Origin of the sequence: Rhizobium sp. NPDC090279 (genome assembly GCF_044769665.1) — a bacterium.
In the GTDB taxonomy this organism is placed as follows: Bacteria; Pseudomonadota; Alphaproteobacteria; order Rhizobiales; family Rhizobiaceae; genus Rhizobium.
The window spans coordinates 60,055-84,617 of record NZ_JBIVYI010000014.1; the positions used below are offsets into that span (position 1 = coordinate 60,055).

21 protein-coding genes are annotated in these 24,563 nt (G+C 60.5%); 16 read left to right on the forward strand and 5 right to left on the reverse strand.

Annotated features, from left to right (window positions below; genetic code table 11):
• The first annotated feature begins 90 nt into the window (after window positions 1-90).
• From ACIQWP_RS28075 to ACIQWP_RS28140, 14 genes are all read left to right on the forward strand, one after another.
• A complete protein-coding gene (locus ACIQWP_RS28075; RefSeq protein WP_402794921.1) occupies window positions 91-669 on the forward strand; it encodes a tyrosine phosphatase family protein in 579 nt (192 codons plus the stop codon).
• Between the two features lie 352 nt (window positions 670-1,021).
• Window positions 1,022-2,086, forward strand: a complete 1,065-nt coding sequence (locus tag ACIQWP_RS28080; protein ID WP_402794699.1) for an ABC transporter substrate-binding protein — start codon at window positions 1,022-1,024, stop codon at window positions 2,084-2,086.
• Between the two features lie 154 nt (window positions 2,087-2,240).
• Entirely contained in the window at window positions 2,241-4,007 is a 1,767-nt protein-coding gene (locus ACIQWP_RS28085) for an ABC transporter permease (RefSeq protein ID WP_402794701.1), read from the forward strand.
• Window positions 4,000-5,061, forward strand: a complete 1,062-nt coding sequence (locus ACIQWP_RS28090) for an ABC transporter ATP-binding protein (RefSeq protein WP_402794703.1) — start codon at window positions 4,000-4,002, stop codon at window positions 5,059-5,061. The genes ACIQWP_RS28085 and ACIQWP_RS28090 overlap by 8 nt, the downstream gene beginning before the upstream one ends.
• Before the next feature lie 103 nt (window positions 5,062-5,164).
• Entirely contained in the window at window positions 5,165-5,836 is a 672-nt protein-coding gene (locus ACIQWP_RS28095) for a response regulator transcription factor (RefSeq protein WP_402794706.1), read from the forward strand.
• A complete protein-coding gene (locus ACIQWP_RS28100) occupies window positions 5,826-7,217 on the forward strand; it encodes a sensor histidine kinase (RefSeq protein WP_402794708.1) in 1,392 nt (463 codons plus the stop codon). The genes ACIQWP_RS28095 and ACIQWP_RS28100 overlap by 11 nt, the downstream gene beginning before the upstream one ends.
• Window positions 7,214-8,317, forward strand: coding sequence for an ABC transporter substrate-binding protein (locus ACIQWP_RS28105; protein WP_402794710.1), 1,104 nt, complete (start codon window positions 7,214-7,216; stop codon window positions 8,315-8,317). The genes ACIQWP_RS28100 and ACIQWP_RS28105 overlap by 4 nt, the downstream gene beginning before the upstream one ends.
• A gap of 102 nt (window positions 8,318-8,419) precedes the next feature.
• Window positions 8,420-8,812: a hypothetical protein gene (locus tag ACIQWP_RS28110; RefSeq protein ID WP_402794713.1), complete on the forward strand. Its 393-nt coding sequence runs from the start codon at window positions 8,420-8,422 to the stop codon at window positions 8,810-8,812.
• Between the two features lie 93 nt (window positions 8,813-8,905).
• The gene (locus tag ACIQWP_RS28115; protein WP_402794714.1) at window positions 8,906-9,133 is read left to right on the forward strand and encodes a hypothetical protein; all 228 of its coding nucleotides are present in this window, start codon (window positions 8,906-8,908) and stop codon (window positions 9,131-9,133) included.
• Entirely contained in the window at window positions 9,130-10,575 is a 1,446-nt protein-coding gene (locus ACIQWP_RS28120; protein ID WP_402794717.1) for a TolC family protein, read from the forward strand. The genes ACIQWP_RS28115 and ACIQWP_RS28120 overlap by 4 nt, the downstream gene beginning before the upstream one ends.
• A gap of 13 nt (window positions 10,576-10,588) precedes the next feature.
• Window positions 10,589-11,935 (forward strand): multicopper oxidase family protein, encoded by a 1,347-nt coding sequence (locus ACIQWP_RS28125; RefSeq protein ID WP_402794720.1) that lies wholly within the window; start codon window positions 10,589-10,591, stop codon window positions 11,933-11,935.
• Between the two features lie 35 nt (window positions 11,936-11,970).
• Window positions 11,971-12,450 (forward strand): plastocyanin/azurin family copper-binding protein, encoded by a 480-nt coding sequence (locus tag ACIQWP_RS28130; RefSeq protein WP_402794722.1) that lies wholly within the window; start codon window positions 11,971-11,973, stop codon window positions 12,448-12,450.
• 26 nt (window positions 12,451-12,476) lie between these two features.
• Window positions 12,477-12,761 (forward strand): copper-binding protein, encoded by a 285-nt coding sequence (locus tag ACIQWP_RS28135; protein WP_402794725.1) that lies wholly within the window; start codon window positions 12,477-12,479, stop codon window positions 12,759-12,761.
• Between the two features lie 296 nt (window positions 12,762-13,057).
• Window positions 13,058-15,859, forward strand: a complete 2,802-nt coding sequence (locus tag ACIQWP_RS28140) for an autotransporter outer membrane beta-barrel domain-containing protein (RefSeq protein ID WP_402794727.1) — start codon at window positions 13,058-13,060, stop codon at window positions 15,857-15,859.
• Between the two features lie 174 nt (window positions 15,860-16,033).
• Here ACIQWP_RS28140 and ACIQWP_RS28145 read toward each other — a convergent pair whose 3' ends face one another.
• The 4 genes from ACIQWP_RS28145 to ACIQWP_RS28160 form a co-directional block, all read right to left on the reverse strand.
• Window positions 16,034-16,351 carry a hypothetical protein gene (locus tag ACIQWP_RS28145; protein ID WP_402794728.1) on the reverse strand — a complete coding sequence of 106 codons (318 nt, stop codon included), beginning with the start codon at window positions 16,349-16,351 and terminating at the stop codon, window positions 16,034-16,036.
• A 251-nt stretch (window positions 16,352-16,602) separates the two neighbouring features.
• Entirely contained in the window at window positions 16,603-19,683 is a 3,081-nt protein-coding gene (locus tag ACIQWP_RS28150) for an efflux RND transporter permease subunit (RefSeq protein WP_402794730.1), read from the reverse strand.
• Window positions 19,684-19,692: 9 nt separating this feature from the next.
• Complete coding sequence (locus tag ACIQWP_RS28155; RefSeq protein WP_402794733.1) at window positions 19,693-20,826, reverse strand: efflux RND transporter periplasmic adaptor subunit; 1,134 nt, start codon at window positions 20,824-20,826, stop codon at window positions 19,693-19,695.
• Window positions 20,827-21,322: 496 nt separating this feature from the next.
• Complete coding sequence (locus ACIQWP_RS28160) at window positions 21,323-21,796, reverse strand: VOC family protein (RefSeq protein WP_402794735.1); 474 nt, start codon at window positions 21,794-21,796, stop codon at window positions 21,323-21,325.
• Window positions 21,797-22,031: 235 nt separating this feature from the next.
• Here ACIQWP_RS28160 and ACIQWP_RS28165 point away from each other — a divergent pair, with 235 nt between their 5' ends.
• Together ACIQWP_RS28165 and plsY are read left to right on the forward strand one after the other, a co-directional pair.
• Window positions 22,032-22,577 (forward strand): hypothetical protein, encoded by a 546-nt coding sequence (locus tag ACIQWP_RS28165; protein WP_402794738.1) that lies wholly within the window; start codon window positions 22,032-22,034, stop codon window positions 22,575-22,577.
• Window positions 22,578-22,815: 238 nt separating this feature from the next.
• Complete coding sequence (gene plsY / locus ACIQWP_RS28170) at window positions 22,816-23,508, forward strand: glycerol-3-phosphate 1-O-acyltransferase PlsY (protein ID WP_402794741.1); 693 nt, start codon at window positions 22,816-22,818, stop codon at window positions 23,506-23,508.
• 309 nt (window positions 23,509-23,817) lie between these two features.
• Here plsY and ACIQWP_RS28175 read toward each other — a convergent pair whose 3' ends face one another.
• Window positions 23,818-24,207, reverse strand: a complete 390-nt coding sequence (locus ACIQWP_RS28175) for a hypothetical protein (RefSeq protein ID WP_402794743.1) — start codon at window positions 24,205-24,207, stop codon at window positions 23,818-23,820.
• Between the last annotated feature and the right edge of the window lie 356 nt (window positions 24,208-24,563).

Sequence of the window (24,563 nt, forward strand, 5' to 3'; positions counted from 1 at the left end):
GCAAAAGCACGTTCACTTCAGCGCGATGACATTATATCGTGGCGAAGCACCGTGGAATCGCGGGTTGATTTGAGGGATATGACAATGGGCATGCTTCTTTCTCCCGAACTCACGGTTTGTGGCATCGAGGAGCTGCCCGATCAGCGCGCGCGAAACGTTACGCACGTGCTTTCCCTCCTCGATCCGGAATATCCCGAGCTCGATGTGTTTCATTCCTATGCCAAGCATCATCGCACGACGATGCGCTTTCACGATATCATAGCAACGGCTCCGGGGCGGCTGATGCCGCAGCCGGAACATGTCGAAACGATCCTGAAATTCGGCTCCGAGTTTCAGGCACAACAAGATCCAGGGGCTTCGCGCCACCTGCTGGTGCATTGCCATATGGGCGTGTCGCGCTCGACGGCTGCCATGCTGTCGCTGATGGCGCAGGCCAATCCGGACGAGCCTGGCGAGAGCCTGTTCAGCCGCCTGGTGGCCATCCGTCCACAGGCCTGGCCGAACTCTCAAATGATCGGCTTCGCCGACGAGCAACTCGGCAGGAAGGGCGATTTGAAGACCGCGCTCGCCCGTCACTATGGCCGGCAGATCAAGCTGCGGCCGGACTTCGTCGAATGGATGACGCGTCTCGGACGTCAGGCGGAACTCGAAATGGCGGCTCCCGCATGAGGAGCGCGTCTCTGGCCTAAACACGGCCCACCCGCGCGAGACGACCGCACTATACATCTTCTTCCGGCGTGACAGTTCCCTGACAGGAATCGATGTCACCTTCGCTGCAATCTGTAGAGGACAGAGACGGTCGGCTCGTGAGCCGGCTGGCCATTGGGGAGGAGATATCATGAAAACCGCGCTCGGCCGCGACTAGCGCCTGTCGTTCGGCAATCGGCGCCGGCCACCATCAGCCCATCACATCCTATTCAACGGCCCTCCGTCAGGAGCGCCGCGCCGTCTGTGCATGTCCTTACGTCGGGGATGCAAACGGCAGTCAGACCCATGCAGCAGTCAACAGGGAGGAAACCAAATGTCACTGCTATTCAGAAAACTCAGCATTGCAGCCACGATCGCGATCGGCATCAACGGCACAGCCTTTGCGGCAAGCGAGGATCTGATCGCCGCCGCCAAGAAGGAAGGCGTGATCGCCGTCTACGCAGCGACCGATCTGTCACAGGCCCAGGCACTGCTCGACGCCTTCACCAAGAAATATCCGGGCATCCGCATCGACTATAACGATATCGGCACCAACGGCGTCTATAACCGCATCATCTCGGAGGCCGCAGCCGGCCAGGTCGGCGGGGATCTTGTCTGGACATCGGCGATGGACCAGACGGTCAAGCTTGCCGCCGACGGCTATCTCGCCTCCTATGCCTCGACGGAAATCGGCGCGCTGCCGAGCTGGGCCGTCTATGACAAGACGGTCTACGCCACGACGCTCGAGCCGATCGGCATGATCTATAACAAGATTGCCCTGAAGGAGAGCGATGTGCCGCGCACGCGCGCAGCCCTCATCGAGTTTCTCGGTAAACAGGATGTCGCCGGCAAGGTCGCGACCTTCGATCCGGAAAAGTCCGGCGTCGGCTTCATGATCCAGACGAACGACTCCAAGCAGCGCAACGACTATTGGGATCTGGTCACGGCATTCGGAACCGCCAAGGGCAAGACCTATTCCTCGACCGGTTCCATGCGCGAAACGGTGGTTTCGGGCGAAAACGTCATCGCCTTCAACCTCATCGGTTCCTATGCGCTCGATTGGGTGAAGAGCGCTTCCAATCTCGGCGTCGCCTTCGGTTCGGACTATACGCCGGCCTTCTCGCGCGTCGCGGCCGTCATCAAGAATGCGCCGCACCCCAATGCCGCCCAGCTCTTCCTCGACTTCATGCTGTCCCAGGAAGGCCAGAACGCCATCGCATCGAAGGGCATGCCGTCTCTGCGCACCGACGTCGACCAGGGATACAACCTCAACACCATCAACGCGCTGGTCGGCGGCAACCTCAAGCCCATCGCGCTCGACGACTCGCGCCTGGAGTTCATGGACCCCGCGAAGCGCCTCGACTTCCTCAAGAAGTGGCGCGGCTCGGTCAAGAGCTGACGCGACGCCTAATCGCCCGAGAGCATTTCCAGGAAAAGTGCGCAGCGGTTTTCCGTGCGGAATGCACTGTGAAACAAGAAGATAGAGCATTTTCGCCATTCGAATGAAGGCGAAAGTGCTCGAGAACAACAACCATCGAGAAGGAGGCGCGCCGATGTCGGCACCGTCGACGCCAGTATCGACCCTGTCTCACGCCGGGCGACCAGCGGCTCATGCGAGCCCAACATTCACATCGATTCCGCAGCCAGCCAATGCCCTCGGCTTCAGGCGTATCGTCATCGGTCTGCTTGCCATCGTCGTGCTGGCGCCGATCGTGCTCATCATCTACCAGAGCCTGCTCGATGGACCGTTCTTTGCGCCGAAAAGCAAGCTCTCCATCGAGGCCTATCGCTATATCCTGACCGACGAAATGTTCTACGACGCGCTCTGGAACACGGTCATCATGGCGGTCGGCATGGTGGCGATCGCAGTGCCGCTCGGCGCCGCGCTCTCCTTCCTTCTGACGAGGACCGATGTCAAGTTCCGCAAGGCGCTCGAAGTCGTCGTCCTCGTACCGATGTTCATTTCGGCCATCGTGCTTGCCTTCGGCTATACCGTTTCCGTCGGCCCGGCTGGCTTCATCACCATGCTGTCGCGCGACATCTTCGGGGCAGCACCTTGGAACCTCTATTCCCTGACGGGGATCGTCATCGTCACGGGGCTTGCGCATGTGCCGCATGTCTATCTCTATGTGTCGGCCGCCATGCGCAACCTGCCCTCCGATCTGGAAGAGGCGGCAAGGTCGATGGGGTCGCCGATCTGGCGTGTCTGCCTCGACGTGACGCTGCCCATGGTCTTGCCGGCGCTCGTCTTTGCCACCGCATTGAACCTCTTGATCGGCTTCGAGATGTTCGGCGTTCCCTACGTGCTCGGCGATCCGAGCGGCATCATCGTGCTCACCACCTATGTCTACAAGCTCACGACGCTGTTCGGGGTGCCGACCTACCAGCTGATGGCCGTCGTCGTCGTCCTGCTCGTGCTGCTGACGCTGCCGCTCGTCGGGTATCAGCGGCGTCTGCTGCGCCATAGCCGCCGCTATGCCGCCCTCGGAGGCAAGGGCGCACGCACAACCGTCATGCGGCTTGGAGCCACCGGCCAAGTCATCGCGTTGTCCTTCATCGGCTTCTGGCTCTTCGTTTCGGTACTGCTGCCGATCGGCGGCATCGTATTGCGCGCCTTCGTCGATGCCTGGGGCCAGGGGGTCAATCCACTGGCGCATCTGACCGTCGCGCATTTCGCGACGCTACTGGAGGTGCCGACACTGTTTCGCGGCATCGTCAACACCGTCATCCTCTCCGTCGTCGGCGGAGCTGCGGCCGTCGCGATCTATCTCCTGATCGGCCTTGCCGGGCACCGTCACAGAGGCATGTCCAACACCGTGCTGGACTATATGGTGCTTTTGCCGCGCGCCATGCCGAGCCTCATCATCGGTCTTGCCTTCTTCTGGCTGTTCCTGTTCGTGCCCTTCCTCATTCCGCTGAGAACGACGCTCATCAGCCTGTTCGCAGCCTATGTGATCGTCGGCCTTTCCTACGGGCTGCGCCTGCTGCAGGGAACGCTGATCCAGGTCAGCCCCGAGCTGGAAGAAGCCGCACGCACCACGGGCGCGACCATCGGCCGGAGCTGGCGCGACATCGTCATCCCGATCATCCGACCGGGTCTCGTCGGCGCCTGGGCGCTCATCATGATCGTGTTCCTGCGCGACTACGCCACCGGCATCTATCTGATGAGCGCCGGCACCGAGGTCATCGGCTCGCTCATGATGGCGCAACTCCAGTCCGGCGCCATGGATACGATCGCAGCCCTCGCTTTTGTCAGCATCCTTCTTACCGGCGGTGGCCTTGCCCTCGCCCTTCGTCTCGGAGCCAAGATCCATGACTGATCTCATCGTTCAAAACGTGCATAAATATCTCGGTGGCCTGCATATCCTTCAGGGCGCCTCGTTTACCGCCAATCGCGGATCGATCGTCTCGCTGCTCGGTGCCTCAGGCAGCGGCAAGACGACCCTCCTGCGCTGCATTGCCGGCCTCGAACAGCCCGAAGTCGGACAAATCAAGATTAGCGGTTCGGTGGTCTTCGACGGCGAAAAACGCACCACCGTCGCACCGGAAGGCCGCAATATCGGGTTGGTCTTCCAGTCCTATGCCCTGTGGCCGCACCGCTCCGTCGCGGAAAATGTCGCCTATGGCCTGAAGCTGCGTGGCGTCAACAAGGCGGATGCAGAAAAGCGCGTCCTCGACACGCTCGGCAAGATCGGCCTCGGCCACCTTGCCGAACGTTATCCGGATCAGCTTTCGGGCGGCCAGCAGCAGCGCGTCGCCATCTGCCGCGCCCTCGTCTACGAGCCGAAGATCCTGCTCATGGACGAGCCTCTTTCGAATCTGGATGCGAAACTGCGCGAAGAAGCCCGTTACTGGATTCGCAAGCTCGTTCTCGATCTCGGCATTTGCGGCGTGCTCGTGACGCACGATCAGGCCGAAGCGCTGGCGGCCTCGGACAATATCCTGCTGCTGCGCAACGGAAAGGTTGCACAGGAAGGCCCGCCGCAGGATATCTATTCGAAACCTTCGAGCTTCTACGTCGCCGATTTTCTTGGCGCGAACAATGTTGCCGCTGGACGCATCAAACGCGATGGCGCCGCGGCCAGCATCCATGGTAGCAACTGGCAGCTCGATGGCGTGATGATGGGGGATGGAGCGGAGAGCGAGGGCAAAGCCGTCATTCGCGTCGAGCAGGTGGCCGTTCACGATCAGCCGGCACCGGGCCGCATCGAGATGCAGCTGGAGGCATGCCTCTTCCTCGGCGATCGCTGGGAGTATCGCCTGTCCTACGGCGACTTCAAGGCCAAGGCGTTCGGTCCGAAGCTGATGGCGGCGGGCACAGTTTGGGCCGAGATACCGCGCGAGAGCGTCTGGCTCTACCCGGAAGCGGCCTAAAACAATACGAAAGCGGTTCGGAGATTCGGTGAAGAGCCGAACCGCTCGAGAAAGGGAGAAACTTTGCGTCTGCAATTCATGAGGATCGGGCAAGACCGCTGCCATGCGCATTCTGCTCGTTGAAGATACGCAGGATGTCGGCGAGGCTATCTGCCGGCGCTTCCAGGCGACGGGCCACACCGTCGACTGGCAGACAGATGGCGCCGTCGCGGCCGAGATCCTCGCCTTCACGGAGTACGACCTCGTCATCCTCGACGTGATGCTGCCCGGTCTCAACGGCTTCGAAATCCTGAAAGGCTTGCGGCGCGCCCGCGTCACAACGCCGGTCCTGATGCTGACAGCACGTTCCGAGGTAGACGATCGCGTCGGCGCCCTCGACCTCGGTGCAGACGACTATCTCGTCAAGCCCTTCGACTTTCGCGAGCTTGAAGCCCGCGCCCGGGTGCTGCTACGTAGGCGCAGCGGCGACGCCACCAATTTCGTCACCTGCGGTGACATCGTGCTCGATCGGGCCAGCCGCTCGGTGAAGGTCGGCAAGCGCGAGGTGCAACTGAAGCGCAGGGAGATGACGCTACTGGAAATCTTTGCTTCCCGGCCTGGACGTGTGTTCAGCAAGCAGGAGCTGCTCGACCAGCTCTACGGCTTCGACGAGGCCGTCAGCGCCAATGCGATCGAGCTCTATGTCGGGCGACTGCGCAAGAAGCTCGAAGGGGCGAAGGCCCGCATCGTCACGCTGCATGGCATCGGCTATCAGCTGGTCTCCGATGATACTTGAACGCTCGCTCTTTGCCCGCCTGGCGGTCGTCATGTCGGTTCTCCTGACAGCCGGCGCGGCGGTACTCATAACCGCAAGCTGGTATTCCGCACGCACCGCGGCCAACGATGCCTATGACCGCGTGCTGGTCGGCGCCGCATTGCAGATCGCCGACGGCCTTGCCGTGCAGGAAGGTGCCCTGATCGTCGATCTGAGAGCCTCGGCATTCGAAATGCTGGGGCTGGCCGACCGCGACCGCATCTTCTACCGCATCGTCGATCCCACGGGAAAGACGCTCACCGGTCACCGCGATCTGGAGACGGACATTGACCTCGCCACCGTTCACCGGGAGCCGATCCTGAGTTCCGGCCTCTACAAGGGCGAAGCGGTGCGTATCGCCGTCGTCGGGCGGGCTCTCTCGGACCCGGCAGCCTCGGGCTGGGCGCACGTGATCCTCGCCCAGACCGTCGAGGCACGCCGGGGGCTGACGCATGAGCTGACGCTCGGCGCGGCGATCACCATCGTCATCATGTGCTTCCTGGCGCTGGGGGTGATGATCCTCTCCATCCGCCAGGCACTGCGGCCGGTCAACCTATTGGGCGGGGCTCTTCGCCGCCGCGACCCTCAGGATCTGACGCCGCTTTCCGTCTCGGTGCCGCGGGAACTCCGCCCCTTCGTCGGCTCCATCAATCATTTCATGGGCCGTCTCAATGAACGTGTCGTCCTGCTGCAGCGTTTCATCGCGGATGCGGCACACCAGATACGAACGCCGCTGACGGCACTTACCGCCCAGCTCGATCTACTGAACAATGATAGGCTGAACGAAACGGACAGGCAGCATCTCGGGCGCGTGCAGCAGCGCGCCGACGAGCTGGCAAGGCTGACCAACCAGTTGCTGAGCCACGCCATGGTCATCCACCGTGCCGAATCCGTGCAGCTCGAACCCGTCGATCTCAACGAAATCGCCAGACGCGCCTTTCGCGTCGCGGTGCCGATCACGGTGGACCCCGATATCGTCGTCTCCTTTGAGGAGGCGGATACCGAACTGGTCGTCCTCGGCGATCCCGTTAGCCTGCGCGAGGCGATCGTCAACGTCATCGACAATGCCCTTCGCCACGGAACCCTCTCCAGGCTCGAGGTCCGGGTGCGCGATGCCGGCTCCTTTGCCCATGTCGAGGTCGAAGATGATGGCCCCGGCATTCCCTCGGAGGAATGGCCGCGCGTTACGCAACGCTTTCAGACCTCGAAGGCCGGCGAAGGAAGTGCCGGGCTGGGTTTTGCCATCGCCTCGGAAGTCGCGGCCGCCCATGGCGGCTCGCTGCAGTTTCGCGCCAAGGGTGAGGATGCGCACGGCTTTACCGTCCTCCTTGCGCTCCCACGCATTCACAGGGAGGGAAAATGAAACCTCGGCACCTCCTCGCTTCCTGTCTGGGCTTTGCGACCCTCGTTTTCGCACCGACTCTGGCAATGGCCGTCGAGGGCACGACAAAGCTCTTCCCGGCCGCCCATGCCGAGATGGCCCGCCTCTCAATCCACGGTGCGGCCGATCTTCGGGCCATGGAACCGCTGATCCGGGATTTTCAGGAGACGGCGCCGGATATTGCCATCGAATATTCCGACTATGTCACGAACGAGCTGCACCAGAAGGCAAGCGCCGCCTGCGAGCAAAACATGCCGCTTGGCGATCTATGGCTTTCCTCCTCGCTCGACCAGCTCGTCAGCCTGGCCAACAACGGCTGTGCCTCCGCCTACAATTCGTCGGAGACCGCCCAGGTGCCCAAATGGGCCAATTGGCGCGACGAGGTCTTCGGCTTCACTTTCGAGCCGGCGGTCTTCGTCTACAATGCGCGCTACGTGCCACCGGGCGACGTTCCGCGCACCCGCGCCGAGTTTGCCGATCTCCTGCGGCGCCGGCTCGATTATTATGAAGGGCGAGTGGGGACCTTCGACATCAGGACCTCCGGGGTCGGCTATCTTCTCGCCTTCAGCGATGCGCGCCAGGCAACCGCGACCTATGGCCGCCTTCTCGAAAGCATGAGCCGCGCCGACGTGAAGGTCAGCTGCTGCACCGGGTCAATTCTGCAGGAGATTGCCAGCGGACGGATCTATCTCGCCTACAATATGATCGGGTCCTACTCCTATGCCGCCGCCAAAGCCGATCCCGATCTGAAGGTCGTCATCCCGCGCGATTATACGCTGATCCTGAGCCGTGGCGTGCTGATCCCGAAGACCTCACAGCGGCCGGACCTCGCCCGGCGCTTTCTCGACTATCTTCTCTCCAAACGCGGTCAGGACGTTGCGAGGCGCAAGGCTTTTTTCTTTGCCGAGAAAGGAAGCATTCCGGAAGGGGTCGACGGCCCGTCGACCCTCGGAGAATTGAGCTTCGTCCAGCCGATCCGGATAGGCCCGGCACTGCTTGCCGCGCAGGACGAGGCGCAACGGCGGCGCTTCATAGACGACTGGAGCCATTCGATGCTGAGCCGTCCGGCATCGTCGCCCTGAGCAGGGAGATGATGCCGCTCGCCTACGCGCTCACGCAAACGATACCGGACGCAACACAAATTCCCGTTGAACCCGGTCGGGTTTGATTGTACCTCTCACGCCATGGGTAAAGCCTATCGAATCGCACTGAGCAAGTTGCTCCTTCTTGTGCGGCTGGCGATCATCGTATCGCTGGCGGGCTATACTATGTCCAATGCAAACGCAGCCATGCATGGCTCGGCATTTCCCGAGCCTCGTGCCGAAAAGCTTGTCGACCACGGCGATCATCATGCCATGCAGGCTGATGCCGACAACAATCATCACGACGATGCCTCGGGATTGGCGAAGGACAAGATCGGCAAGCAAGAATGCTGCAAGGATTTCTGCATCGGCTTCGGCATCATCTGCAATGGCTATGACGTCGGCGGATTTGCCGTCTCCTCCATCCGTCAATTCATCGACGATCGGCACGCGCTCGGTGAGCAGCCCAATCTCGATCGCCCTCCGAATATCTGAATAGGATCTGCCCGCATCTGACGGGTTCGCGTGGCTTTTGCCGGGATTTTCCCCGCGAAGGCCATTGGCAATCTCCTATTCGGATTTCTAAAGATGAAACCTTCCATAGTCGTGGTGGGGCTGCCCCTGTTCGTGGGCGGCTGCGCATCCACCTTTCCTCCTGACGTCGTCGCGTCATCGGATGTCGAACAGACGCGCTCTGTCGCTCCCTTCCAATTTAGTTCTCCTGTCTCGGGTTATGTGCCGCGCAAACCGGTTGATCCAAAACCCTGGCGCCAGCAGAACGATCAGCAGTCTCCAGCCAAGGGGGATGCGTCATGAGCTCACTTCGAACACTTGCAGCGGTTGCCGCATTTCCGATCATTCTCAGTGGCTGCGTCAGCGGCGCCGAATATGCCGGAAAGGAAGCCGGCTTTTCCACCGTGTCGACGACAACCAGATCCGTTATCGCAAGGAACGCCGTCTGGGTGCAAAACCAAGAGCAGGCAAAGGCGCTGTCCGCGCAGACCAGGGCTCTGCTTTCACACGAGAAGACGCTGGATGCCGATACGGCGGTGCAGATCGCGCTTCTCAACAACAAGGGTCTTCAGGCGAGCTATGCCGATCTCGGCGACAGCGCGGCCGATGCGTGGCAGACGACCATGCTCTTCAATCCGACGGCCTCCATCGGTCTGAATGGCATCGGCACGCCCGAGCTTGAAGCGTTCAAGGCAATCGAGGGGGTGCTGACCGCGAACATCCTCGCGCTCATGACCAAGAAACGCGATATCGCACTGGCCGATACGCGGTTCCGGCAGGCGCAACTCAATGCGGCGATCGAGACGCTGCGTCTCGCCGCCGATACGCGCCGCGCCTGGATCACCGCCGTTGCAGCCGACGAGAATGTCGCCGGGCTCCAGCGCGCTCAGACGGCCGCGGACGCGGCCTCGGAACTGGCGGAAAAGCTCGGGGAAACCGGAGCAATGGCAAAGGGCGCACAGGCTCGCGAACATGCGTTCGCCGCCGAGCTTGCCGCGGAAACCGCCAAGGCGCGGCTGACCGCCCGCCTTGCCCGGGAGGAACTGACCCGACGGCTCGGACTTTGGGGTTCGGACGCGAAATATCGGCTACCGAACCGCCTGCCGCCTTTGCCGAAGACGATAGCAAAGCGCGACAGCATCGAGGCGGATGCGCTTCGCAACCGGATCGATCTGAAGGTTGCGAGACTGGAGCTGGAGGCCGCGGCACAATCCTACGGCCTGACGGAGGCGACCCGCTATGTCACGGATCTGGAGCTTGCGACCGGGCTGGAGGCCGAGCGTAGCCGCGAGGACGGAGCCAGGAAACTCGATTTCGCGGGATCGGCTGACATCGGTTTTACCATTCCGATTTTCGATAGCGGCAAGGCCCGGATGAGGAAGGCGGAGCTCGCTTACATGCGCTCGGCCAACAAACTTGCGGAAAAGGCGGTGAACGTCCGCTCCGAGGCAAGATCGGCCTATGAGGCCTATCGCTCGAGCCTCGATATCGCGCGTCACTATCGCAACAATGTCGTGCCGCTGCGCACCAGGGTCGAGGAGCAGTCGCTGCTGACCTACAACGGCATGATCACCAACACCTTCGAGCTGCTGACCGACACGCGCGAGAAGATCAACGCCCTCGTGCAGTCCGTCGACGCCAAACGCGACTTCTGGCTCGCGGACGCCGGTCTCGCACCTGCCATCTATGGCGGCGGCTCTTCCTCCGGTGCCTCGGAAACCGCAACGACCGGCTCAGACGAGTAGAAAGGAAACCTCGATGTTCAACAGAAGACAGTTCTTCGGAGCGGGAGCGGTCATGCTCGCCGCCGGCGCATGGACCAAGACCTCAGCCATGGGATTGCCCGAGGCTCCCTCCATGGCCTCGGCCGACATGCAGCCGCCCGTTCATCCGTCATCGGGACCGGACTACCAGCCCGTCGTGACGCTCAACGGCTGGACCCTGCCCCACCGCATCAACAACGGCATCAAGGAGTTCCATCTTGTCGCCGAACCGGTCGAGCGCGAGATGGCAAACGGCATGACGGCCTATCTCTGGGGCTATAACGGCCAATCGCCAGGCCCGACGATCGAGGCGGTCGAAGGCGACCGGGTACGCATCTTCGTCACCAACAGGCTGCCGGAGCATACGACCGTCCACTGGCACGGCATGATCCTGCCCTCGGGCATGGATGGCGTCGGCGGCCTCAGCCAGCCGCATATCCCGGTCGGCAAGACCTTCGTCTACGAGTTCGATCTCGTGAAGTCGGGCACCTTCATGTACCACCCGCATTCGGACGAGATGGTGCAGATGGCGATGGGCATGATGGGCTTCTTCGTCGTCCATCCGAAGGACCCGAAATTCATGCGGGTCGACCGTGATTTCGTGTTCCTGCTCAATGCCTACGACATCGATCCCGGTTCCTATGTGCCGCGCGTCATGGAAATGACCGACTTCAACATGTGGTGCTGGAACAGCCGCGTCTTTCCGGACATCACGCCGCTGGTCGTTTCCAAGAACGACCGCGTCCGCGTGCGCGTCGGCAACCTGACAATGACCAACCATCCGATCCATATGCATGGCTACGACTTCGAAGTGACTTGCACCGATGGCGGCTGGGTGCGGCCCGAGGCTCGCTGGCCGGAGGTCAGCATCGATATCCCCGTCGGCGCCATGCGGGCCTATGAGTTCGATGCCAAATATGTGGGCGACTGGGCGATCCATTGCCACAAGTCGCATCACACGATGAACGCCATGGGGCACGACATCCCGACCTTCATCGGCGCCGACAAATCGAGGCTCGCCGCCAAAATCCGAAAACTTCAACCCGATTACATGCCCATGGGCACCAAGGGCATGGCCGATATGGGCGAAATGGAAATGCCCATACCCGAGAACACCGTCCCCATGATGACCGGCTGGGGTCCGCATGGCCCCATCGAAATGGGCGGCATGTTCTCGGTCGTGAAGGTCCGCGAGGGCATCGCCGCGGACGATTACACCGATCCGGGCTGGTACGAGAACCCGCCCGGGACGCAGGCCTTCGAATGGACCGGCGACATGCCCGACCAGACCAGGGCCAGGGATGCCGAAACCGGCATCACCCCGAAACCGACCCATCAATGACGATCAGACATCGATCAACTGCAAAGGAACTCACAGTGAAGCAACTCGCAATCGCACTTCTCATCGCAACGCTTGCCGGCCCCGCTTTCGCCTCGGGAAGCCATGCCGGTGGCCATGACGAAAAGCTCGCCGTCGGCGAACCCGGCGACAAGAGCAAGGTGACGCAGACGATCCGCGTGACCATGAAGGAAACCGAAGACGGCAGGATGCTGTTCCAGCCGGCCGTCATCAAGGTCCGCAAGGGGCAGACGGTGAAGATCGTGCTCAGCAATGCCGGCCAAAGTGACCACGAATTCGTCCTCGACGGGGAGGAGAAGATCCTCGAGCACAAGGCTGTCATGGCGAAGTTCCCGGAAATGGAACATGCCGACGCCAATTCGATCCGGCTTGCGGCCGGTGAATCCGGCGAGATCGTCTGGAAGTTCACCAATGACGGCGCGTTCAAATTCGCCTGCCTCATCCCCGGCCACTACGAGGCGGGCATGCATGGCGACGTGTCTGTGGCAACCAATTGAAACCTTGGATATCAGGAGAAGCCAACATGAAGAATCTCGCTGGAATTACCCTTGCTGCCATCCTCGCCATCGGCGCCGCCACAGGCGTCCATGCGGAGGAATTCACAAAAGGCGTGATCAACAAGATCGACGCCAAGACGAACAAGGTCACCATCAAGCACGAGGAACTGAAGAACCTCGACATGCCGGCCATGACGATGGTGTTTCGCGTCGAAGATCCCGCTATCCGTGCCAAGCTGAAGGAAGGCGCGGCGATTGAATTCGTCGCCGAGCGCGTGAATGGCAAGCTGACAGTGACGCAGATGAAGTAGGCAGCGGTCGCGGTCGGGCTCCCGGGGGAGCCCGACCAGCCATTGCGCTTCGAGCCCAAGATTTAACGAATTGCCCCACCCAGAAATGAATTCCCCTTGCCTGTTCGGGGTTGCTATCGCAGGTGTTCTATTTCGCGACGGTACGGGCCACCCGCACTCCTTTCCCGCTAACTCATCGTTCCAATTACACTATTAGCTTTAGATTTTTTAGTTGATACGAATCTTATGCCGTGCTCTTAGTTGCATGGGCGAGCGATCCATCGGCTGGAAACGGCTGGTGATGTTGGGGGGACACGATGCGCCATATCCAGAATCCAGGTGCGAAATCCGCCGTCATTTCCTTGAAGGCTGCGCTTGTGCTCGGAACAAGCCTCGTCGCGCCCGAGATGGCTCAGGCAGCGTGCACGAGCTTTACGCCAGCGAGCGGCCAGACGGCGACCTGCGATGCGACGGCGCCCAATCCGGTCACCACGGGCATCTATGGAGCTGCGGGAAGTTCCAATGTCACCATCGACATTCTCGGCGGCGCGATCGTCACCATTGCCCGCTCGCCGACCGCCAATGCCGGCGCTCGCGTCGCAGATTCCAGCGCCATCGTCAATTCCGGCGCCATCTCTCTCACCGGTTCCGGCAGCAGCGGCCTCAATCGCGGCGCAGGGCTGGTCGGCACCGGCAGCAACAACACCATCACCAATAACGGCTCGATCAGCACCACAGGCCAGTACAATGATGGCATGGCTGCCGACGGCAGCGGCAATACTTTGATTAACAACGGCTCGATTACGACGACGGGGCCGAATGCATACGGGATGACGGCGAGCTGGGGCCAGAGCGGCGGCGGTTCGCCCAACAACACCATTATCAACAACGGCTCCGTCTCGACCGGCGGCAGCAATGCGCGCGCGGTGTCGATCCTCGGCGCAAACGGCAGCGTTACCAACACGGGAACACTGACCACGACCGGAAACAGCGCGCCGACCGTCTACATTCAGGGCGGCAATGGCAGCCTGATCAACAGCGGCACGATCCACGCAAGCGGCGGCGCGGCTTCGGGCGGCCTGCCGTCGGACGGCGTCTTCTCCAACACGCTCGGCTCGACCTTCAATGCGACGATCGTCAATCTTGCCGGCGGACAGATCATCAGCGACCAGGGGCCTGCCATCCGCACGCTCAACGGCCAGACCTCCATCACCAATGCCGGCCTGCTGAGTGGCGGCAACGGCTTTGCCATCAGCGGCGGCAACGGCAATATCTCTCTGACCCTGCAAACCGGTTCGAAAATGATCGGAACGGCCAACGGCGGCGGCGGCAGCAACACCGTCACGCTGCAGGGACAGGGCGTGATCGACAACGCCTTCACCAATTTCCAGACGCTCTACATGACCGGAACGGACTGGACCTGGGCCGGCACCGGCGACTTTCATGACAGCTTCATCCAGAACGGCACCTTTCAGCTGCAGCGTGACCTGACCGGGAATGTGACGGTCTCGTCCGGCGCCAGCCTGCTTGCCGGTGGTGGCTTCAATCCTTCGATCACTCCCTATCCGGGCGGCCCTGCCGTGACGCTCACCAATTCGGGTGCGATCGATCTGACCAATGGCGGCTCCCAAACCACGAATAGCCTGACCGTGGTCGGAAACTATGTCGGTTCGGGCGGCTCCCTCCTTCTCGATACGGTGCTCGGCGGCGATGGCTCGGCCTCCGACAAACTGGTGATCAATGGAGGGACGGCGTCTGGCTCGACAAGCATCACGGTCACCAATTTCGGCGGCGGCGGCGCGGCTACCATGCTCGACGGTATCAACGTCGTCGAGGCCACCAATGGCGCTACCGCTACAAGCAACGCCTTCTACCTGAATGGCCGGGCCGCCGCCGGCGCCTATGAATATTACCTTTTCAAGGGCGGCGTCAGCGCCGGAACGAGCAACAACTGGTATCTGCGCTCGGCCTATGTCGCGCCGGTCCCAACACCCACCGATCCCGATCCGGAAGCCCCTATTCTGGTCACGCCTCCGGATGGAACCGGGGGTATCCAGCCGCCGCTGGTGACACCCAACAATCCAACGCCAACGCCGCCGAACCCCGGCGCAACCCCGGTCTCGCCGGAAATCATGAACATCGGCGGTGTCGACGTCGAGGTCATTCCGCTTATCCGGCCCGAGGTCGCGACCTATACGGCCGTGCCGCCGGCGGCCCAGATCGCAACCCTGACCACGCTCGGAACGTTTCACGAGCGCCGCGGCGAGCAAAGCATGGTGAATTCGGGCAATATAGCCTCGTCCGCCTGGGGCCGCGTCTTCGGCGAACATGTCGAACAGGGCTGGTCGGGTACGGTATCGCCATCGATCGACGGATCGCTTTGGGGTCTGCAAACCGGCGTCGACATTCTCGGCCATGAGAGCGGCAACGGTCATCGCGACGTTGCGGGCCTGTTCTTCGGCTACGCCGATCTCAGAGCCGATGTCACCGGCCAGGCTGTCGGCTGGAACAACGTCAAGACCGGCAAGTTCAACCTCGATGCCACAAGCGTCGGCGCCTATTGGACCCATATCGGCCCCACCGGCTGGTATCTCGACAGCGTGCTGATGGGGACCTGGTTCAGCGGCGATGCCCACTCGATCGGCGGCACCGGGATCGATATCGGCGGCAGCGGGATCACCGCATCGCTGGAAGGCGGCTATCCGATCGCGCTTGGCGGTGACTGGTCCCTCGAACCGCAGGCGCAGCTGATCTGGCAGAATATCTCGCTCGACGACAAGCGCGACGCCTTTTCAACGGTTTCGTTCGGCACCGATACGAGCTGGACCGGACGGATCGGCGCGCGCCTGCAGGGCAATTTTCAAACCTCCGCCGGCCTGCTTCAACCCTATCTGAAGACCAATATCTGGCACGATTTCGACACGACGGATACGGTGCGTTTCGGTACGGATGCCATGAATACTTCGCTCAAGGGTACATCCGTGGAAGTCGGCGGCGGCGTTGTCTACGCCTTCAACACATCATGGAGTGCCTTCGCGACAGCCGACTACAGGTTCGACGTCAGCGGCGAGCACCAACGCATGTTTCAGGGCAATGTCGGGGTGCGGTTGAAGTGGTAGGCTGAACGGCCGGCTGAAGCAATTCCGGGCAAAATGTGCAGCTACGTTCCGTCCGGAATTGCGTAAAATAATAGGATGCAACGGTTCCGTCATGCCATGAAACGCGGGGTCGTTTTGGATTGCCGACGGGTGTTCCATGCCGCAATGGGCAGCGAAACAGGGGGCGCCATGCGCTTACAGGCGCGTCGGCCGGAAGCTGGGCACCCCCTTTGCCTTGAGCTTCGTCCTGGCGACGGTAACATAGAAATAGTCCTTGAGTTCGGTCAGGCACGCTTTCACATTGCCTTCGACCGCATTGCGGTCCCAAGCCAGCGTTTCGATATCGCCATCGTGAAGTCTGACCAATTGATCGATGTTCTGATCGCAATCGGTCATGCGCTTCTGCAGATCGTCGGTCTTGCGCGCGGAAGCGATCGGCCATCTGGTAAACGCGCCGCTGGCTAACAGGACAACGCAAATCCCAGCGACGATCATCTTTAGAATGCCGGTCATCATCCCTCGCTAGAACCAGTATCAAATCGGTCGTTTGGCCGGCATTGATAGCACAATCCGGGCGATTTGAAGATCGACGCCACCAATCGCAAGCTTCAGAATTTCCCGATCGGCATCGTTCTCGTGCAGAGGCATGACTGATGCAACCTTCGCTGCAACAGGCAGCAATGCCCGCCCTATGCTCCTGTGGCATCGATAGGCGGGCCACGCCTCGGCCGGATCGCAATAGATAGCTACGCCGGCCGGCTCACTCAGTGCGTGGGGGCCGGCTCTGCTTCTGTTTCGGGCGCATCCTGCTTGTGGTGGTCCTCAGCCAGCAGCATGTAGACCGCGGGCACGACGAAGAGCGTGAACAGCGTACCAATGGCCAACCCCGTGGCAATCACCAGGCCCATGTTGTAGCGGGCTGCAGCACCGGCGCCGGTCGCCAGGATCAGCGGCACGACGCCCAGCACCATGGCGCCCGTCGTCATCAGGATCGGACGCAAGCGGATGCCACAGGCGCCCTCGATCGCTTCGCGCTTGGTTTTTCCGGACGCCTGCAGCGTGTTTGCCACTTCGACGATCAGGATACCGTGCTTGCTGATCAGCCCCATCAGCGTCACCAGGCCGACCTGCGTATAGATGTTCATCGTCGCGCCGCCGATACCGAGGCTGATGAAGGCGAGAGCGCCCGCGATCGACATTGGCACCGACACGAGGATGATGAACGGGTCGCGGAAGCTGTTGAACTGCGCCGACAGTGCCAGGAACACGATAATCAGGGCGAGGGCGAAGGTGGTCGCCATGCCGCTCGATTCCTGCACGTACTGACGCGACTGCCCGCCATAATCGACCGAATAACCCTGCGGCAGCGTCCGCGCCGCGATCGACTTGAGCGTATTCAGCGCATCGCCGACGGCAACGCCCGGCGCCGGCACACCGGAGATGGTGGCCGAATTCAATTGCTGGAAGTGCGCGACCGAGCGCGGCGTGGCCTCGAGTTTCGCGGTCGCGATCGCCGAAAGCGGAATCTTGTTACCGTTCACGTTTGCGATCGGATAGTTCATGATCTGATCGATGGTCTGGCGTGACCGCTGCTCCACCTGCGGGATGACCTGATACGAGCGGTTGTCGATACTGAAATAATTGACGTAGCCGCCGCCCAGCATGGCGGCGAGCGCCGAACCGACATTGTTCATGGACAGGCCGAGAGCCGAGGCCTTGCTGCGGTCGATCTGGATCGAATATTGCGGATTGTCGACGTAGAGATCCTTTGTGATGAAGATGAACTGGCCGGATTTCTGCGCTTCCTGCAGGAAGGTGTTCGACACTTCGTTGAGCTGTTCGAAGCCGCTGGTGCTGCCGATGGCGAACTGCACGGGCAGGCCGCTGGCGCCCGGCAGCGGCGGTATCTGGAAGACCACGGACTGTCCGCCTGCGATCTTTGCCAGATCGGCCTGCACCAGAGGCTGAAGCTGGTCCGCCGTTCTCGTGCGCTGATCCCAAGGCTTCAGCACCATGCCCTCGAAGGACGTGCCCGGCACCTCAACCTGCAAGGTCTTGTCGGTCTCGGGGAAACTGCGGAAGATCTTGGTGACCTGGTCGGAATTGAGCAACTTTTGCTGAAGCGTCGCGTTGGGGGCGTTCGTCACCTGCGCGGCGAGGAAGCCCTGGTCTTCGTTGGGAGCCAGTTCGCTCTTGGCGCTGGTATAGAGGAAATAGATACTGCCCAGCACGATTGCGGCAAAGACGAGCGCCACGGGTATGGTGTTCAGGCTGCCATGCAGCATGCGAACATAGGGGCGGTGAATCTCCGCAAAGCGGCGGTCGATGAAATCGGAGACGCGCTCTTCCCAGCCGCTGCGATCCGTCAAATGCGGCTTCAGGATGCGCGAGCACATCATCGGCGTCAGGGTCAGGGCGATGATCATCGACACGGTGACGGCGCCAACCAGCGTGAAGGCAAATTCGGTAAACAACGCGCCCGTCAGGCCGCCCTGGAAGCCGATCGGCACATAGACGGCGATCAGCACCACGGTCATGGCGAGAATCGGTCCGACCAGCTCGTGCGCGGCATCCAGCGCCGCCCTCATAGGCGTCGAGCCCTCTTCGATATGACGGTTGACGTTCTCCACCACGATGATGGCGTCGTCCACGACAAGGCCGATCGCCAGCACCAGCGCAAGCAGCGTCAGAAGATTGATCGAGAAGCCGAAGATCAGCATCATCGCGAAGGTGCCGACCAGCGACAGCGGTATGGCGACGACGGGAATGGCGACCGATCGCGGCGAACCGAGAAAGGCGAACACCACGAAGATGACGATCACCAGAGCTTCGAGCAGGCTCTTCACCACTTCGTTGATCGACGTGGTGACGAAGGTGCTGGAATCATAGACGATGTAGCCTTCGAGCCCCTGCGGCAATTGTTGCTGGATGGCCGGAAACACCGCGCGCACACCGGCGATCACGTCGAGCAGATTGGCCGTCGGCGCGATCTGGATACCCATGAACACACCGTCCTGCCCATCGAATCCGATCTGGACATCGGGGTTCTGAGATCCGAGCGCGACGGTGGCGACATCCTTCAGGCGCACGATCGTGCTGCCGATCTGCTTGACCACCATCTCCCTGAATTCGTCCGTCGAATGCAGATCGGTCTGCGCCGTCAGCACCGTCTGCGTCATCTGGCCACGCGTGGTGCCAATGCCGGAGATATAGTTGTTGGTCGTAAGTGCGGTCGAAACATCGCCGGCCGTCAGGCCATAAGCGGCGAGCTTGTCGGGCTGCAGCCAGGCTCTCAACGCAAAGGTTCGCGCACCAAGGATTTCGGCCGTCTGAACGCCGTTGACCGCCTGCAATTTAGGCTGCACCACACGCGTCAGATAGTCGGTGATCTGGTTACTGGCCAAAACGTCGCTGCGGAAGCCGATATACATGGCGTCGATCGACTGGCCGATGGAAACCGTCATGATGGGCTGCTGCGTGCCCGTAGGCAGCTGGTTGAGAACAGACGATACCTTGGCGTTGATTTCCGTCATCGCCGCGTCGGCACTGTAGTTGAGGCGCAGGTTGACGGTGATCGTCGACGTACCGCTGGTGCTCGACGAGGTCATGTAATCGATGCCGTTCGCCTGCGCGATGGCGTTTTCAAGCGGCGTGGTAATGAAGCCGGCGATGACGTCGGGCGCCGCACCCGGATAGGTCGTCGACACCGTGACCACGGCGTTCTGGGTCTGCGGATACTGGCGCACGGTCAGCGTGCGGAACGACTGGTAGCCGATCACGATAATCAACGCGCTTACCACGAGGGCAAGGACGGGGCGCCGGATGAAGATATCGGTGATATTCATCGCCACACCTTAGTTGGGGTTTGCCGGATTCGCATTGGGATCGTTCGACGGCTGCACCGAATTGTTGATGATGACAGGCGAACCGTTGTTGAGCTTCAGCTGGCCGGAGGTCACCACCACTTCGCCCGCATTGATCCCCTTTGTCACCGAGATCTGATCGCCGCGCGCCTGCCCGGTACTGACGAACTTCTGATTGGCGACAAGCTGCGGCTTTCCATCCGCGCCGCTGCCCTTGTCGGTGACCACATAGACGACATTGCCGTAAGGATTGATGGTGACGGCGGTCTGCGGCAGGGAGATGTACTCTTTGGGTTCTCCGACCACCACCGTTATGTTGCCGAACATGCCGGGCAGCAGCTTGCGGTCAGGATTGGGGAAGGTCGCCCGAATGGTGATGTTGCGGCTCTGCGTGTCCACCAGCGGGCTGATTGCCGTGATCTTGCCGTCGAAGGTCTGGTTCCCATAGGCATCGACGGTTGCCGTCACAGCCTGTCCGACCTTCAGCTGCGACAGAGCCTGTTGCGGCATCGAAAAATCAAACTGGATCGGATTGAGCGACTGCAAGGTCACGACGGCCGTTCCCGCGGACAGATACTCGCCAAGGCTGACCAGCCTGATACCGAGGTGGCCATCGAAGGGCGCGCGGATCGAATATTGATCGATCAATGCCTGCTGCGACGCGACCTGTGCCTGCGCCGCCTTCCAGGTCGCCAGATCGCTGTCGACCTGGCTTTGCGCAATGGTGTTCGCCTTGATCAGCTTGGAGTCGCGATCATAGGCGATTTGCGCATTGGCCATCGTCGCTTTGTATTGATCCAGCGTTGCGATCTGCTGATCGGCAAGCAACTGCACGATGAGATCGCCCTTCTTGACATCCTGACCATCCTCGAAGCCGATCTTCTGGACGATGCCCTGGACCTGCGCTGAAAGGTTGGCGCCTTCGACGGCGTTGAAGCTGCCAATCGATTGCAGCGTCGTCTGCCACGGGCTCATTGCCGCGGTAAGGGTCGACACCGTCTGCGGTGGCGACTTGAGGTTAGCCAGATACGCCGCGATCATGCGGTTCTTGAATGCCTGGAAGCCGAAGATCCCGCCAAGGATCAGGCCTATGACGATCAGCATGATGATCATGCGTTTTATCATGAGTGTTAGCTCTACTCTTCGGTAACAGGTCGATAGGAGTTGTTATGATGTGGGTGCCGCTGGATCTTATGGCAACCCTTCGGCGCCATGGGGGTCGCACGCATACTCTGGCTTGCAAACAGCGAAAGCGTGACAACCGATTATTGACGGGATTGGTAAGATCGAACGGGTAAACTGTCGGGCAAGGCAACTCATCACAAGACAGTGCTTCGCCGTCATTGAAGGCGGTTCCTATGTCGTGATGATTGGAACTGGCGGCGTTCCGTGCGGCCATCCTCTGCAAACCTCACCAGTCAAACGCCATCGGCCTGCCTCGATTTTGGTCAAGCATAAGTTGTTATTGCTCGGTCCACAACAGCCGATTTGTCATGCGGAATTCATATTTAGTAGAGTCTTGGACAAAAGCAATGCGGATGCCGCTGCGGCAGCCATGCTAAATCAGCATGGCCAGAGCATCGGCTACTCCGATAGCAAGGCGCCTTTCGCATCATCAATCTCAGCCGCGTCGAGCCGCTTCTATCCTTGCAACATCGATCTTCTGCATGGTCATCATCGCGTCGAAAGCACGCTTTGCCTCGCCGCCGCCTGCGCGCAGCGCCTCCATCAGTGTACGCGGCGTGATCTGCCAGGACACGCCCCATTTGTCCTTGCACCAGCCGCATTCGCTTTCCTGGCCGCCATTACCGACGATGGCGTTCCAATAGCGATCCGTCTCTTCCTGATCTGCGGTGTAGATCTGAAATGAAAAGGCTTCGTTATGTTTGAACACCGGACCGCCGTTCAAGCCGACGCAAGAGACGCCGGCGACGGTAAATTCAACCACCAGCACATCCCCCTGCTTGCCTTCCGGATAGTTTCCAGGAGCGCGGATGATCGCACCCATGGCGCTGTCGGGGAAAGTCTCGACATAAAATTTGGCGGCGGCCTCTGCATCCTTGTCGTACCATAGGCAGATCGCGTTCTTTGCCATCGCTTCACTCCTCTTGCGCGTCGTTTCCCATCTTCCTTGTCAATTAGGCGCGGAATCACACTTCTCCACCCCATCAAAATGCTATTTCAGCTGGGCAAAGGCCGGGCTCCCATCGTAGCCTCGACATCCGACGGGCTGTGAAGCGCCCGGCATGTCGGGGTCGCGCCACGGAAGGTTACGGCAAGGCCGCCAAGCAGGCATCATTCCAACCAGCCAAGCCCGATTGGAGCTTGCAATGCTAATCAACATAAGCGGATGGCCGGGTGTCGGCAAGTTGACGACCGGGCGTGAGTTGCAAGCAATCATGGGCGGAAAGCTCCTCGACAACCATACTATCTTGAATGTGGGACGCGCCTTGGCCGAGGGTGGAACATCCGAGTATTACGATTTGGTCCGTGCCGTCAGATCTGTCGCATTCGCGGCAATTCTAAAACTGCCATCAACTCTGCCCGTCATTTTGACAAGTGTTGTTGCCCGCGGGGGAACAAGCGGATTTCTCGAGGAGAACTGGCAAGCGGTCATCGACTTGGCGCAAGCGCGAAATTGCCCGCTCTTTTCTGTTACGCTGATTTGCTCTCCTGACGAGAATGCCCGTCGCATCGTGAGCGAAGATCGGGGCAACCGCGGAAAAAGTCGGAAAGCGGAGATTTTAAACAGGCTTGTTGTCGAGCGCTCGCTTTTCGACGATGGAGCGACACATCGGATGACTGTCGATAATACGAACTCATCTCCCCTGCAAACAGCGCAGCATATTCAAGACTGGATCGAGACTTTCCGATAAGGGACGTGGATCGTAGGTAGCCATATGCGGAAGAACGACCTTGGCCGGCAAATCCAGCCACTTGACTTTGATGCCGGCCAGACGACTGAGCGCCCAGCAAGATTGCAATGATGATAAACGTCGAAGAAATCCGGAATAGCCTGGACAGTCCAACCAAGGACAGCATCTGGCTTAACCTTCGGGATGGATATCATTTGATATGATGATTGGCGCGAACTGAAGCGCGGAGGTTGCTCCTTTGGTTTTTTGGATAGCGAGCATGGCCGGATTGGTTATCGCCTATCTTATCGGCTCCACGCCCACGGGCTATTTGGCGGGCAAACTGCTTGCTGGTATCGATATCCGCGAGCACGGCTCCAGATCCACTGGAGCGACAAACGTGTTGCGTACGTTGGGCAAGTGGCCGGCGTTGGCGGTTCTCGCGGTAGATGTGCTGAAAGGTGCTGCGGCGATCGTCTTTGCTTACTGGTTTTACCCCTGGCTTTCTGCATCGCAGGCTGTCACGCTGCCGACAGGGTTCGATCCGCAGGGCTGGGGAGCCTGGGCCGTTTGTCTGGCAGGACTTGCCGTGCTGTTGGGGCACGGACGTTCGATCTGGCTGAATTTTACCGGTGGCAAATCCGCGGCTACGGGACTGGGTGTCTTGCTGGCGATGTCATGGCCGGTCGGCCTCGGCGCAGTTGCAGCCTTTGGCATCATCCTGGCGATATCCAGAATTGTTTCCATCAGCTCGATGCTTGCCGCTTTAACTGCCATTGCGCTCGTTCTCGCCCTGGAGCAACCTTTGCCCTATCGGCTATTGGTGATGGCCGGCGGCGCCTATGTGATTGTGCGCCATCGCGCCAACATCCAGCGGCTGCGGGCTGGAACGGAGCCACGTTTGGGCCAAAGCAGCCCGAAGCGCAAAGCATCATCCGATATCCCGGCCTAGGAGCCAGCGATATCCTTCGGGTTGCTGGCCGGATCGTGGCTGTGGTTGCGGACGATCGCGGAACGTTCGTAGTCGCTGCGGCGTCAATGCCGTAGTCATTGTGATAATCGCGAAACATTGCTCTGCGACATCGCAACATCTCGCAGAGCATGCAATTGTGCCCTATCGCCAACGTGAGATGAAAACCCGTTTCTCGCGAAAACATTCGCGAGAAACGTGCTCCCTTGTCCGTGATCTGCGCAACGAAGACCTCCCGTAGTGGCGATAGAGCGGCTCGCGCCATGGGCACGCATTCATCAGGACGAAAGCCTAATGCCTATCATGGCCGCCGCCATGGCCATGGTCATGACCGTCGCCGTGAGTGGGCTGCGAGGTGGATGACGTAAACAGGCCAACATTGCCTGAATCAACCGAGTCAGCAGAGGAAGCGGTACGGGCAAGCAGTCCGTCGACTCGATCCAGGTCTCCCTCGCATCGTCCCTCCTGCCTATTGCGATGTGCGTCGATCGCGGCGGAATAAAGTCCCATCGCGTCTCTCTTCTGTTGATCCATCGGAGCATCACGCAACTCCACTCCGGTCAGCTGAAGACTTTCCACACAGCTCAACGCAGCGAAACTCGGAACGGATGAGACTGCAAGAGCAGTAAAGGTCGTTCCGAGCACGGCAAACATGATCGTCGGTTTGGGCATTTTGAACATTTCAACCTCCATCAGGAGCAAACGCCGGCTCTATCGAACAAGCGTGGTTTTAAGTTTCCGGACGCGCGGCGGTTGATGAGAAAGCCGGCGTGCTTGACTCTGAGCCTCCGCATGCCGCCTCGATATGATTTGGATCAATGGATTTGAACCTTTTGACGTCACAAATTCCAACCGGCGCCCGAAGTTGATCTGCCGTTAGCCGCCAAATCGATCCCGCGTGGCCGCTAAGGCCGTAGCATTGCTCATGGCGCGCGGCATCGGCAGCAGCCCGCAACGCTGCCTTATGTGTTGTTTTTGATACGAAACTTTCCTCGGCACAAACCGAAAGGCCTACGGGCGCCGAATAGCCTGATATC